At 61.2% G+C, this 14,127-nt stretch carries 8 protein-coding genes and 3 pseudogenes; 2 read left to right on the top strand and 9 right to left on the bottom strand.

Features of this window, described 5'->3' with window-relative positions; translation table 11 throughout:
* Window positions 1–81: 81 nt before the first annotated feature.
* The 9 genes and pseudogenes from LVY72_RS11975 to LVY72_RS24895 all read right to left on the bottom strand — a co-directional run.
* On the bottom strand, window positions 82–1,086 hold the full coding sequence (locus LVY72_RS11975) for a neutral zinc metallopeptidase (protein ID WP_237821106.1): 1,005 nt from the start codon (window positions 1,084–1,086) through the stop codon (window positions 82–84).
* 493 nt (window positions 1,087–1,579) lie between these two features.
* Window positions 1,580–1,975, bottom strand: a pseudogene (locus LVY72_RS11970) (transposase); the annotation flags it as partial.
* Window positions 1,976–2,030: 55 nt separating this feature from the next.
* Window positions 2,031–2,693, bottom strand: a pseudogene (locus tag LVY72_RS11965) (ATP-binding protein); the annotation flags it as partial.
* Complete coding sequence (locus LVY72_RS11960; RefSeq protein ID WP_237821104.1) at window positions 2,693–3,304, bottom strand: Mu transposase domain-containing protein; 612 nt, start codon at window positions 3,302–3,304, stop codon at window positions 2,693–2,695. The gene LVY72_RS11960 and the pseudogene LVY72_RS11965, both read right to left, overlap by 1 nt.
* 206 nt (window positions 3,305–3,510) lie before the next feature.
* Complete coding sequence (locus LVY72_RS11955; RefSeq protein ID WP_237821102.1) at window positions 3,511–4,578, bottom strand: PD-(D/E)XK motif protein; 1,068 nt, start codon at window positions 4,576–4,578, stop codon at window positions 3,511–3,513.
* Window positions 4,579–4,591: 13 nt separating this feature from the next.
* Window positions 4,592–7,402 (bottom strand): Z1 domain-containing protein, encoded by a 2,811-nt coding sequence (locus LVY72_RS11950; protein ID WP_237821100.1) that lies wholly within the window; start codon window positions 7,400–7,402, stop codon window positions 4,592–4,594.
* 7 nt (window positions 7,403–7,409) lie between these two features.
* Window positions 7,410–9,305: a DUF262 domain-containing protein gene (locus tag LVY72_RS11945; protein ID WP_237821098.1), complete on the bottom strand. Its 1,896-nt coding sequence runs from the start codon at window positions 9,303–9,305 to the stop codon at window positions 7,410–7,412.
* A 31-nt stretch (window positions 9,306–9,336) separates the two neighbouring features.
* Window positions 9,337–10,710: a DNA cytosine methyltransferase gene (locus LVY72_RS11940; RefSeq protein ID WP_237821096.1), complete on the bottom strand. Its 1,374-nt coding sequence runs from the start codon at window positions 10,708–10,710 to the stop codon at window positions 9,337–9,339.
* A gap of 86 nt (window positions 10,711–10,796) precedes the next feature.
* Window positions 10,797–11,158 (bottom strand): annotated as a pseudogene (locus LVY72_RS24895) (hypothetical protein); the annotation flags it as partial.
* Between the two features lie 695 nt (window positions 11,159–11,853).
* Between LVY72_RS24895 and LVY72_RS11930 the strand changes: the two are divergent.
* Both LVY72_RS11930 and LVY72_RS11925 read left to right on the top strand, forming a co-directional pair.
* Complete coding sequence (locus LVY72_RS11930; RefSeq protein WP_237821094.1) at window positions 11,854–12,660, top strand: SMODS-associated NUDIX domain-containing protein; 807 nt, start codon at window positions 11,854–11,856, stop codon at window positions 12,658–12,660.
* 56 nt (window positions 12,661–12,716) lie between these two features.
* Window positions 12,717–14,057 (top strand): SMODS domain-containing nucleotidyltransferase, encoded by a 1,341-nt coding sequence (locus tag LVY72_RS11925; protein WP_237821092.1) that lies wholly within the window; start codon window positions 12,717–12,719, stop codon window positions 14,055–14,057.
* Window positions 14,058–14,127 lie beyond the last annotated feature (70 nt).

The raw sequence follows: 14,127 nt of genomic DNA, 5'->3' as shown, positions 1-14,127 counted from the left end.
TGCTGGCAGAAAATATGAGAAGAGTGGCCTGACGTTTTCCGGGAAAATACTACTTTCCCTTTGGGCGGCGGCAGTTCAAGACTATTGATAGCAGAAGCACCCTTCGAAGACTGCGGATTCGAGCGACGTATCCGGCCCTGGCACATCCACACGGACACGTGCTGCGCCAGAAGCCGGGATACCAACTGCGAATTCACCTGTTCGAGTTGTTCCCGACGGGATCGTTCCTAAAAAGTCGAATCCCATACCGTTTTCTATGTCTGTAACCAAATGCGCTGGTTTTCGGTCAGGTCCGTAATAAAACACGGCAGGATATGACATGTGAGAAGCATTCAGGTCACTTCCGCTATGATTCTCAATGGTCATTTCGAATACAGCTGCTTGGCCGTTCACTGCTCCAGCAGCGTCTTCGCTGACGGGCCGGTACCCAAGGGGTTCGACCCAAACAGTCACGCCATTTCCATATTCCGCCGAGCCGCCGAAAGCCACTGTTTCACTTCGAGATCCCTCGGTGGTACCTTCAGGAGTCTCCTCAAGAAGGCCGGGCAGGCATGCGCCAACGCCGCCCCGTCGTCCGGCGTCGAACGCGTCAACTCGATCGAATGGATCTCCGTGGTCGGCACTTGACGTCCAAGGAGTCTCGTCACCCAAGAAACTTAGAATGTCAACGATCTCTTTTTGGTCTCCTGCTTCAAATATCATGTGACCGTCGCGGGCTGATCCGTACAAGGTGGCTCCCGCCAAGCAATCTGCCTGAAGCTCAGAGGCTGTCGAAGTTAGGGCGCTATCTAAGCGGGCTTGGATGGCGTGGCCCCATTCGTGAGCTATGACCACGTATGGCCACGCATCTCCTTCTGCATAACCGCGCTCCATCAGACCGAGATCCCATGCAACGAAGTCATCCGGAAGGCAATAGACGGCATTGCCGGGAGGAAGCACCTCGGGACCGCAGAAGGGGGCATCCGTGGCATTTCCATCGTAGGCGCCCATGACAGTGGGTGCCGTGTATGTACCTGAAAAGTATTCGGACCAGTGGCGGGTCCAAAAGCCGTCTACGACAGCTGTGGCGATATCGATCTCAGCCATTAGCTCCGACGAGTGGAGGTCTGTAGGTGTAGGATTCGGGGAATCACCAGGTGAAAGTGCCTCTGGTGTCTCATCAACATCCGGAGTAGGTGCCGCGATGTTCGTGGTCCCTGTTGTTGCCTCAGGCGCGGCGCCAGGGAAAGCCACCTTGCTACCCATTCCAATGAGAAACGCAAGAACCAAGACAACAGGTACCGCAAATATGGCCACCCATCTTAACGCTGTTTGGGCGGCAGTCTTCTCGTCGTTATCCCCCACGTACGAATCTTATCCGTCCCCAGCGCAGGGAGTGCTGAAGCGCCTAAGAGCTGATGTCGCGGGCCAATTGGAGAAGGGCTCGTGCCCGCAAACACGCTCTGACTGCTCCCCATTGATGTACGTAGGCCTCAGAGATCACAGAGGAGTAATGATGCCCGAATGGAGTACACACTGACCGAACGGGTCAAGTCCATTGGCGTGGTGTAACGCGGTGGCTGCGTGATTCCTGGGTTGGTTAGGCGCTGAGCGCCAGGTCGGTGCTGGCGTCCTCCTTCGTTTCGGTGCCGGTCGCCGGTTCGGTGCCGACGGTCTGGGACTGCTGGATGAGTTCGAGGCCGAGGTAGCGGCGGGACTCGGTCCATTCGTCGTGCTGTTCGGCCAGGACAGCGCCGACGAGTCGGATCAGCGCGGAGCGGTCGGGGAAGATCCCGACCACGTCGGTGCGCCGGCGGATCTCCTTGTTCAGCCGTTCCTGGGGGTTGTTGGACCAGACCTGGCGCCAGAGTCCCTTGGGGAAGGCCGTGAAGGCGAGAATGTCTTCGCGGGCGGCCTCCAGATGGTCCGCGGCCTTGGGCGGCTTCTCGGCCAAGGCGTCGAGCACCCGGTCGAACTGGGCGTGCACGGAGCCGGCGCATGTCCACGTCGCCGAGGTTGACTTGGCGGGCGTTGTTGGCCAGCCGGTTCACGATCGAGTCCGCCGCGACCCGGTCAGGCAGGGCTTCGACCCAGTAGGCCGGGCTGGACTGTGAGGCGATGAGCGTGGGCAGGCGGTGTTCCCGGTTGGCCAGCACGGCGAAGAGGTCATTGGCGGCTTCGGGGTCGATGCCCACGGTGAGGAAGTCGTCGATGACCAGCAGGTCCACGTCGGAAAGCTCGTTGAGCAGCTTCTGGTGGCCGATGCCGTCGCCGCGGGCGATGACCAGCCGGCAGGCCAGATCGTCCATCCGGGTGTGGGCGACGGTGTGTCCGCTCTGGCAGGCGGCGATCCCGATCGCGCAGGCCAGGTAGGTCTTGCCGCCGCCGGTCGGTGAGATGACCAGCAGGTTCATGGGGTCCTGGCACCATTGGTGGGCGGCGTAGCGCTTCATCCGCACCGGGGTGATCCCGCGTCCTGCCTGGTAATGGATCTCGGCCACCGAGGCCTGCGGGATGGGGAACCGGGCGGCGCGGATCAGCTTCTCGATCCGGTGGGCCTGCCGCTGGGCGAGGGCGTCGTCCACGGCGGTGAGGAAGATCTGCTCGGGGGTCAGCTCGTCGTTGGCCTCGTCGGTGATCAGTTCCTCGAACCTCACCGCCAGGTGCGCGATGCGCAAGGCCCTGAACTTCTCATGGTCGATGCTGGTGAACATCAGCCCTGCACCCCCTGGCCGCCGCGCCGGTAGTGATCGGCCGAACGCACGTGCACCGCGGTGCCGGGGCCGGGGCCTTCGGCGGGTTTGCGGGTGACCGCGGCCGGTGTGACCGTTCGGGGCTTCCTGGCATCGGAGTCGATGCCGGCCATGATCCGCTTGATCGTGCTGTAGGTCCCCGGCCCCTGCCCGGTGTCGAGCAGGACCTGGCAGGCGGCCTCCAGGCGCTGCTTGTTCCGTTTGCCCAGGGACTCCAGGATGTTCTGGCAGTCCAGATACCCCTGGGCCTCGATCGCATGCCGGTCGATGATGCCGGCGATGACCGCCTCGGTGGCCGGCCCGAAGCCGCGGGCCCGGTCCGTGAACCACCGCCTGGACCACAGTCCGTCGATACCCCGGTGCCGGGCCGGGGCATGGGCCGCGTCCGTGGAGTACTGGCCCTTGCGGCCCTGGCGGCGGGCGTGCTGGCAGATCATCTGGTCCCCGTCGAAGACCGTCACCGCCGTGGAGGTGACCCGGACCCGCAGCAGCTGCCCGGCGTAGGTGTAAGGCACCGAGTAGTGCTGGGAATCGCAGCTGATGTGGTAGTTCCGTCCATACTGCCTCCTCACATGGGTGAGGCGGCGCCCAGTGCACCGCCTCACCCACAGCACAGCCCCCGAAGGCCACGGCAGTACCAACAATCCGGAACCGCAGTACCAACAACCCGGACTACCGGTACCAACTCACGCTATTCGCCAGTGGCCACCCGAGCAGCCGAAGCAGTTTCATGTACATCGCGGAACTTTCTGGGCGAAGACCCGTGCAACTTGAACGCCTATGCAGCGGTGCCGAGGATGACCTGTGCCACCTGATTCGCGCCCACGACGGGATTGCCCAGACTTGCAGTTATCGGCAGGTCCACACGGAATCTCACAGAACTGACATCAACATGATGGCGAACTGCGACGTCGTCCCTGCGCAGCACCTCGACAGCGCTGTCAGACATGTCATACGCCCGGAAGAAGCTCGTAAGGAACGGTGTCGTGTAGGAGGGGTCGGGCAACTGGGTGCCGTGCTTGTATCCGCCGCCCGAACTCGCGCCATATTCCGCGACATGGGCGAGGAACTTGTCGACAACTGATCCGCCAACTCCTGATCGCTCCATCTGCGCAATGATTCGCTCCACCAACTGCGGAATCGTGAAGGTATTACCCCCAGGCTCCGCAGGCTGCAAACCGATGCTCACCAAGAACAGCCGGTCCTCCGACGCCCATCCATCAGAGCCATCGCTCCGCTCGACTTGATGGATCCCCTCAACGGGATGCGAGGAAACGCTCCGGGTCGTAGTCTTCACCTCGATGCCGGTGGAGCCCCAGGAGAAGTCCCGCGACGACCTCTTCCAACCGTCCCATGATCCGCTGATCTCGGCCACCTGCTCATCAGCGGCGTGGCGGCACAGAGCGTCGAGCAAGAGAAGCTCGCCAGCTAGACCGAGGATGGCCTGGTTTGACAGGTGGAGTCTCTCAATAGCCAACTCGATGAGCGGTTCGGTTTGAGCGAACGCCTTCTTCAGGGACACGTCAGCACCGCCCCGCAGTAACTCGGTGCAGATGAACGCCGCCACCTGGTCGAAGTATCCGAGCGAGGGGAATCGGAGCCTGTTGGCGTCGAAGGAGGGTGCGCCTTTCCTATGCCAGGTGCGAAACTCTATTGCGGCCCTGTTCGCGCTAGAACTGGGGCTCAACCCGGCTCCTGCAAGGAACATCTCGATCTGTCCAACGTGGTCGCGGGCGACACCGACCACATGGGCGTCGGTCAACCACCTCACGTCGCGGTGATCGGCAGATGCCGCGCTCGGCACGCTTTCGATCAACTGAAGCACCGACTCATAGGTCGCCGTCAAGGACGCCTCCTTCTCATACCGCGACCAACGATCCGGCGCGAGTCGCCGCGAACTGCTCAGGCCCACCCGCCGGTATGCACACTCCGACCGCCACGGCAGGGTGCGGCCGGTCAGGCTGCTGGTTTACGTAGAATAGAATTTGGCCATACGATCCGGCGGGTCGCCATGGCGCGCTCCCGCTCAACAACGGTACTCGTTCCCCTCGATGGTAGTAGTCAAAGAACTCGTCCCCGCGGTAGTCGAGCGGGCCTGCACTCGGGTCGTTTGCGCCCCACGTCGTGTCGAGTTCACCGTCGATCCCGACACGCTTCGTCGTCGCAGGGATGTTGAAGCCCAGTTCCGCGAGTGGGTCGTGTCTGATCGGGTCCCCTGCCCCGTAGCGGATGCCCACCGAGAACCTCGGCTGGTGCCGTTGCTTGTTCCCAAGGTCGGCCATCGACCAACGGTCCGACGGCATGCCTGTAACGAAGAGCCCCCGGACCGCCCTGGTGAGGCACGCATCCCAGAGACGGAGGTACGCCGGGATCGCGTACGGGCAGTTGAGCCGAACGGGAGAGGGTTCGCCTTCGAGTGGCCCCGGTGCGTTGTACAGCCGCGTGCCGCTCGGCAACGGGAGGGTGGCCGAGACGCGAGCCTGAATCTGGGCCCACAACTCGCCCAGACGGTTATCTCGGCCGGGGCGATACGAGTCGAAGACGAACTGATCAAGGAGATCAGCGGCCTCGGTGAGCGAGAGAACGGCATCGAGCGCACGGCCCCTGGTGGTCCGGCCGACGGTCACGTCCGAGGATGGCACGGACGCGAATAGATCGGCGACGAGCTTCGCGTTCGGGTCGGGCGCCTGGCCGTCATTGATGAGAGTCACGAACGGCCTCGAACTCGGGCAAAGCGGCGTGCGGCCGAGGTTCGCGATTTTTCCCGTGGCGAGGAAGCCCATGCCATGCAGAACGACCGGGGAAGGGGCATCTCCAGTCATCTTCGCGGCGATCCCCTCGCGTAGCGCCTCGTCGATGTCGTGGTACGCGCTGAAGAGGTCGATTTGCTGGCGGGCGGCGAACACTCGGCACAGCTCGATGTGCTTGCCGCGGTAGCCGAACCAACGTTGCATCTGCATCTGGGTGTCCGCAAACGGGTTGTTCGACCCTCGCTGGAACAGCGCCGTCGTCATCCCCTCCAGAGTCAGCCCGCGGGCCATCACGTTGCCGGAGACGAAGATAGTGGACAGGTCGCGCGCCGCGCGCCACCTCCCGGTGCTCTCGTCGAAGGACGGTTTGTACTCGGGGCGATCGTCGGCACTGGGGTCACTGTTGACGACCGAGACCCGCGTCCCAGGGATGATCTCGGTCTCGAGGATCTGCCGGACTACGGGCCAATCAGGGATCGTGCGCGGGCTGAGGATGTTGAACTCGGTAGCGATCTCGATGGACGAATGACGGTACCTGTCGACCCAGGCCTCCCAAAGCGGCTGTTCACTGAGCATCCTCGAGATCAGACTGGCAGGCAGGCGAGCGTCGCCTGATTCCAGCAGTTCGCGTGCCGTAGCACGGTCACCGACACCAGCCCAGAGCAGTATGTCCTCGGCGCCCGTGAAGTGCCGCCCGATGTCCGCAGACGGATGAAAGAGCATCGAGTGCGGTTCCGGCGACGCAGACAGCGCCGCGCCGCGGGTTTCGAAGTCAGCACCCGCGAGGGAATACGGCCCTGACGCTCCAACGACTCGGTGAAGCCTGATGGCACCGGCAACGAGAAACGCGCGGACTGCCTCCCCGAGATCGTCTTCGGCACGGCCGGCGAGTTCTACGCAAAGCTGCGCCGACGTCCCGCGGTCGTAGTAGACCTCGCCTCCTGTGTAGTAGTAGTCGATGCCGGCCGGCTCGGGGTAAGTCGATGACCTTGGCGCATCGCTGCGATCGGGATCAACGGGGTGTCCGACATCAAGCGGTGTACGCAGCGAGATCACGAAGTCCCGTGGGGCTAGCGGGTTGTGATCCTCCTGGATCAGGTTCGCCTGCGGCGTCGCGGTGTAGCCGACGTATGTGGTGTAGAGGTTATCCGGGGCATTACCCGAGCGAGGCTCCCATAGGTCTGCAATGGCTCGGGGAATCTGTTTGAGGTTCGGGGATAGTGGATCTTGTCCCGCCTCCACGGCGGCATCGAGCACCGAGCCGTCGTCCGCCTCGTCGTCTAGCACCAGCATGTGCACAGGGCGCCCGAGTTTCCGCACTGCATCAAAGACGCTGCCGCGCAGCATGTTCCCGAGTGCGTAGAGGTGGTTCGCCTGCTTCATTGCGACGACAATCAGCGGCCGCTCCTGGGCAAGCTTGCGCCTGACCTGCGCAGAAGAGAGTCGGTACGTGTCCTGAAGCGACGCCGGCGCTCCGGAGAGCGCGACGCCGGGTGCGGGGCATAAGAGGCGGCGGGTTATCTTCGCCGTGCTGTCTGCTCCGGCGTCGAGCTGCTCGACTAAGCGTTCGTATGTCTGTCGCCACAGGGATAACCGGGTGCCCGCGAGGATGACGACGATATTGACGCCGTGGTCGAGGGCAAGCGCGGTGACGCCGAACATCGACGCTGTCTTGCCGGATTGCACGGAGCCCATGACCAGGCCGGTACGTGTCCTGTCGTCGGGCCACTCCCCGGCATCGGGCTTGCCGGCTCCGAAGATGCCGCGATTCAGGATGTAGGCGCAGTCGGTTTGCAATGCTCCACGTGCGGCCGGCGTCAGCGCCGTCAACTCGGCGGCGTATCGATCCCACCAGGAGTTGTCTGTCGCCGCCGATGCCGGTGCATCGAAGTACACCCGCTCTGTTGCGTCCTCCGTCATACCGCCACTACTCGGCTTTCGGCTGGAGGATCGAACCGAGGAGTGACTCGACACCAGATGAGCCGAACCGTGCCCTGATCGCCTCCGACGCCGTGGAGATGTCGACGTCCAGCTTCTCGACGACGCCGTGGACGATTCTGGCGATGTAGTCCCATTGGGTGCGCGTCTGGGTCTTCTCGGGGCGCTTCCATTCGTCTAGCGCCGCCGAGCGGATCGCGCTTGCGGATAGGTCGATCCGGTCTTCGATGTCGTCTGGCGCTCCGGCCATGGCAATTGCGATGCCGACAAGGGAGCCGACGAGCTGGAGGTCCTGCCACTTGCCGCTTTTGCCGTCCCCGCGGAACTTGTCCGGCCACAACTCGTCATGTGCCGCGTGGAGTTCCGCTGCCTGGGCGATCAGAGCGAATAGGTCCGCGATCTTCGCACCGTCGCGTAGCGCATGGGAACTGTTGTCCTGGACTTGGCTCAGGAGGAGGTCCGTGTGACGGGCCGTTGACGGCAACAGCTTCCCTCGGGTGTCGTTGATGAGCGTCGCAACTATCCACCCCAGAACCTTTGTCCGGCGATAGCGCGCCTCACCAAAGCCGTAATCCGCAAGGGTGTTGCCGAGGTCGCGGATTCCGGGGACGCCAACGAGCCAGGGAGCGACCTTGGCGATGTTGCTGCGGTCGGTCACGTCGCCTGCAGCGACGAGGATCGCGCGGGTGAGGTCGACGTCGTGGTAGATCGCGTTCCGGATCTCCTCGGCATTCAGGTGCATACCCTGCTTGTTGTAAAGCTTGAACACTTCATGGATCTGTCGCTGGCTGGCTTTAGTGTACTCGATCACCGGAACCTTGTAGTCGGGTGCCCCCCCAAACAAATCCTCGACCGTGACCTCTTGGTCGGCGACGTGGATTGCTTTGTCCCGGATCTCGGTGAAATATCTGCCGCGCAGGGGTTCCAGGTCGTCGCCAACGAGCCCGCCCTTTCCGTCGTTCCGGAGCTTGAATGGGAAGTAGTAGTCATCCTCCAGCTTCGCGGTCAGGGGTTCGCCCATGTACCGTTTCCATGCCCGGCGGAACTTGGGGTAGTCTTCGGCGAACAGCTTGGGAAATTGGGCCTCACCGTGCAAACCGTCCGCCTCCTCGACCTTCTTCAGTGCGATAGGGTGTTGGCCGACGAAGCGCAGGATGGCCGTCAAGCGCTGCTTACCATCCACAACGTCATGCGGAGTTGTACCGCCTGTGCGGAGCAGAATGATCGAAGGCAGCGGAATACCGCGGAGGATGGACTCGATCAGGGCTTGGCGGTCGCCCGTGCGCCACACGTCGCCGCGCTGGTAGGACGGCGTGAGGTTCAGCTTCTTTTTCGTCAGTTGGAAGATGTGCCACACGTCCGCCTTAGCGGTCACAGGCTCGGGCACGACTGCTTCGGCGCTATCGTCCACGGTCACCCACGCCTCGTTCCATGACGCAGTCGCGGATGCCCGGCTACCGCCCTCAGCATCTAGTTCGGCGAGGAACACCTGCTGGAGCCGGGCCGCGATTTCGGCGCGTTCGCTCAGCAGTTCGAGTGCTGTCTCCGTCAACAGAGGCGTGCCATATGCTGACTCAATTCCTTCCGCCTGAGTCTCAAAGCCGAGAGCTTCGGCCAGACTCGCCGCGAATGCCGCTGGATCAGAGGTCGACAAGTCGTCACTGAAATGGAGCCAGCCCTGAACTTCCGCCAGACGGGTCATCCACGTATCTGAGCCAAAACTGACATCCCCCGCGGTAAACTGAGCGCAGGGTTGAACGCCCTTGGGTGTATCCGTGGCCTCAGACAGTTCGGCGAGCAGTTCGGCGATTCGCTCCTGCAGTTGCTCGCGCGAGTCTTCCTCAGGAAGGACGTCCTCGGTCTCGTCGATGCTGTATGTCTCCATCAGGGATTCCTATTCTCCACGTCGAGTCGGGCTATGCTGCCTGCGGGCGGGCCGCGCTCTTCTTGGGTGCCTTCAGGTCTACGAGCAACGGCTCGGCAATGGCTCTGACTACGCTCGCATTCACTGCGTTCCCAAGAGCCTTGTAAGCCTGGATGTCGCTCTCCGGCAGGTCGATGCCTCCCAGGCTCTGCAACTCCGCGCACTCGCTCGGCGTCATATACCGACGCTTACCGGTGCGAGAGATGTTCGCCCCGAGGATCGGAACCTGCGTGTTCGTCATCGCAATCAGGCTTGGCGCGGTCGTCGGCCGCTTCGCCCGGATGCCGGAGGCGCGCACTTGTAGGACATACTCGTCGATGTCGCGCACTCCGCCCTGTATGTTCCACTCGAACTTCTGGAAGCTGGACGGAAATTCCCACGGCTGCCACTGGTCCAGCCATGGCTCGATCCACTTCCGATTGGTGAGAAAGAACTCACGGTTCTGGCGGATAAATTTCTGCTTCCAGACGGGAAACTCCATATCGCCATCGCGGCGCGAGTGACTCGGGATAAGTTCACGCTGCTCTTGACTGCTAAGCCGCTCGAGCGGGAAACCGAACGAACCAGCAAAGCCGTCGAGTTCGCCTGAACGACCGTTAGCCCACAATTTCGGCGGGGTCATGGTCTCGTACGGATAGGTCGCCCTGAACTCCATGGACCAGATCGGGAACCACGGCAGCTTGACCTCAGCGGGTGAGCGGCGCAGGAAATCGTCCCACATGTCGATTGCCCGTAAGGTCTGCTCAGGGATGTCGCGGGAAGGCTTAGCGTCGGAGTGCAGTACCGAAGCGATGCTGGTCGTCTCTTCGAACTCCGTCGGCCATTTGAAAGCGTCTAGGCCGTCTAGTGATCCGACGAAGTAGGCCCGCTCCCGAACCTGCGGAATGCCGAACTGATGCGGAGAGAGACGATGGACCTGAACCTCATACCCGAGTTCTTCGAGCTTTGCCACGATCGTTGCAGCAGTCTGTCCACCACGGTGCCTGAGGATGTTCGGGACATTCTCCAGGATGAAGCGCCGGGGACGCTTCACACTGAGAATGTCGAACACCTTGAAGAAGAGTCGGCCCTGCAACGTATGCTCGAAACCGAGTTGCTCCCCTGCCTTCGAGAACGGCTGGCAGGGGAACCCAGCTGTGAGGACATCGTGGTCCGGCACCGTCTGCGCGATCACCTCATCGGAGTCCAGATCGTTCACGTCAGACCACGGCGCGATGCCGAAGTTATGCTCGTAGAGCGTGTTCAGGGTGGGTTCCCATTCGGCCGCGAATACGCCTTTGCCACCGAGGTCGCTGAGTGCGACGTGGAACCCACCGAGCCCCGCGAAAAGGTCGATGAATCGGAATCTGGCGGCGAACTGGTCCACCGATCCCCCTTTCGAGTTCGAAGTTGCAAGGCGTGAGTCGGCACGACGCATGCCCCGCCCCGGGACTCCACTGAGCCTCCTGCGTCTCACCGTCGGAGCATCTCCGCCCAACTACGCAGGTCTCGTCCTGAAGCAGCTAGGCATGGGGCCACGCGAAGTGAACAGGCGCGAGCTTCCTCTCCTCGTACTTTAGCGGGGGCATCCGACATCATCGGACTGCCGCGCCGCACTGTCTTATGTAGGGAGACGAGGTGGGCTTCCTGTCTTTTAGAGAGTTTGGGCTGTTTGCCGCGCAGCCGGCCCTTGGCTTGGTGACCTGCATGCCTGCGCGGGCGCAGGCGCGGATGGGGTCGGATTCGAATGAGGCGATCATGGCCAGAACGTTAAAGAGGGGCCAGTTGGCCGGGTCGGTGAGGTCGTACACGGATCCGATGAAGCTTAGCTTCACGGAGGCCGGGCCGGTCCCGGTTGTTGCCGGTCAGCCGGGATCGATCTAGTTCCGATTGTCTGGTATCTCCCCGAAGGCAGCAAGTCAGCTGCTTTGCACCGTGAGGTCTTGGCTACAGTCGAACGCTCGGCAGTGAGGTATGCCGTACGTCTCAAATCCACAACATAATGTCGGTTATGTTGTGGGACTAGACGCCACCGGACCGATGGGCTCGTTTGGCGACCGTCCTCCATTCACCTGTCGAGCAACTCAAAGCCACGAGGTTTGAACTGGACTTCGTCGTCAAACTTGCAACGGACATAGGTACACCACAGGATGCGTTGGTTCTCACTGTCCTGGCTGATTCACAGAGCATCGTTCTGACTCAGCCACGCGGAAGGGCTCAACTCCCAGCCTGCCCCATCCCTCGTCCTGGCCCGGCTACCCTTGTTTAGGTTTTGATCTTTGAAGACGAGGAGAACGGGCGCTATCGATGGCAGCTTGTAAGACGCTGAGTGCACGCAGTAGGGTGCCCGTGTATAGGTCTGGCACTCAGTTGGCCGACATCGAGGCCGAGCAAGGTCAATGCAGCAGGCAGGCGCAAGTCCTCGACTCAAGCAATGTCAACCATAGGTTCCTAAATTGCGGCGCCGGACTCTGCCTATTGGTCCCGAAGCAGCAACTCACCGGCTACTGCGGTTAAAAGGAGCCTTGCCGTGGCTCGTTTGCTGGCCTATTTCATCGGATTGCTAGTTTCGGCAGTCGTGATGATCAAGTCGGATCCTAGTGGCGGAGCCTTCGCGGTCTCCAGCGGTTTCGTAATTGGCTTCGCCCTGCCGCTGATAGACACTGCGATTATTCACTTTCGTGAACTGAAGATTGCCTGGTACTCCCTCCGTACCTGGAACAGCCGCGTCCGCATCTCCGCGTCGTACCTCTATCGCATTCGGGTTGATGGCGCCTACCTACTCGTGAAGGGACAACGGTTCGATCAGTATCAACCTGTCGGTGGTGTCTACAAGACCCATCCGTCATCCTCAGGCAAGCGCAATGACATGAACGTCCTGGACGACGCCCTGTTGGTCCCGGACCCGGTGAGCGAAGGCGACCTGAGGGTTCGCATCCCGGGCAAGAAGTTACTTTCGTTCGTACAGTGGTTTGAGGAAGAGCGTGGACGTGAGACTGACGGCTGGCGCGAGTTCTATGAGGAACTCATTGCTACTGGCATTCTGCCCCAGGAGGTGTTCCGACTGGTCAAGTACGACCGGATCGAACGCATCTACCACCCGCTGAGGTACAGCGCATGGGCACAGAGCCAGGAACTACTGATCGCCGATATCCTGGAGCTCCTCCCGACGCCTGATCAGCTTGACGCGTTGCGGCAGCTGAAGAGTCGTTCCGACCCTCGGATTCTATGGGCTTCAGAAGACCAAATAAGGCGAATGGGAGCAACAGTCGGCGCGTCCAGCCAGACAATCCAGATAGCCCAGACAGCGGTGTGGACTATTGATGCCGCTATCTGAAGACATCATGCTGTGCCTGGTTATCGAGCTAGTGAACTTCCGTGGGAGGACAACGAGTGAGTCAAGCCAGTGATTTCAGGGCGTTTCTCACCGAGAAGGTCAACCTGAACCAGAGCAGGTTGAATCTGCTCTCTCAGCGCGTGACCGCAATCGAGAACTTCCTGACGAACGATGAAGTTTTTGGTGAGTATGTAACCGAGGTGATACCGCAAGGCTCCTTCGCGCACGGGACCATCATCAAGCCCGTCGGCAACAAGGAGTTCGACGCCGACGTGTTGGTCCTGATGGACGCCGTCGACGGCTGGGGCCCCGGCGACTATGTGCAGAAGTTGTACGAGGCTTTCGGGCGCAGTGCGACCTACAGGTTGATGCGATCGCGCAAGAAGCGCTGCGTGACGATTGACTATGCGGGCGACTTCCATGTTGACGTGGTCCCGTCTGTGACCCGCTATGACACCACATACGTCACCAACAGGAACACCGACCGGTTTGAGCCGGCCGCTCCTGACCAATTCACCGAGTGGTTGGAGGAGAAGAACCGAATTACGAACGGCAATCTTGTCAAGGTCGTCCGACTCCTGAAGTACCTGCGCGACCACAAGACCCGCTACGTGATCCCGTCGGTCACGCTGACCGCTGCCCTGGCTCACCACGTCAGCGAGAACACGAGTACCATCAACCCGGACGCGTACAAGAACGTTGCAAATACGCTCCGAACGCTTTCTGATGAGTTGGCTTCCCAGATCGCCGGATATCCATACGATGCCCCATACGTTGGGGACCCTGGCACTGGCCGGAACCTGACTGACCGCTGGCAGAGCCAAAACTACCGGAACTTCCGTGCCCGATTCACTTCCTATGCTGAAAAAATCGGTGAAGCGTGCGATGAGCCTGACTACAGCAGGGCCGTGGAGATCTGGCGCGAGTTGTTCGGATCTGATTTCGGCACGCTTATTGAGTCAGGCAGCATAACAGCGGGGGCCTTCACTAGGTCGCACGTACCGGCTTCTGAGCGTTTCTTAGATCGTGATTTCGACATCCCTGAAGCCATAAATCCCGCCTATCATTTTAAAACCGTGGGCTATGTCGTCCCGAAGAAGGGGTTTCGCAACGCTCCGCTGCCGAGGCGAGGAGACCGGGTTGGGAAACACAGATCCTTGAAGTTCAAAATCGAAGGATCGAATATCCCTGAACCTTATGACGTTTACTGGAAGATTCGAAACTACGGCGAGGAAGCAGAGAGGGCTAACTCTCTGCGAGGCGAAATCCATAAGGACAGCGGCACGCGCAGTTGGACCGAATCGACGTCCTACACCGGTCGTCATTATGTCGAAGCGATGATCGTAAAGAACGGCACTTGCGTGGCAAAGAGCCGCCAAGATGTCATCGTCGACTGAACAATAGCCGCTGGGAGGCTGAGCGAAACTGCTGGTGGCATGCCTGCCGTGTGAAGCGACGCATCGAACA

Origin of the sequence: Arthrobacter hankyongi, from assembly GCF_022012395.1 — a bacterium.
Lineage (GTDB): Bacteria > Actinomycetota > Actinomycetes > Actinomycetales > Micrococcaceae > Crystallibacter > Crystallibacter hankyongi.
Note: the sequence above shows the minus strand (reverse complement) of the source record. Positions and strands in the feature narration are given on the sequence as shown.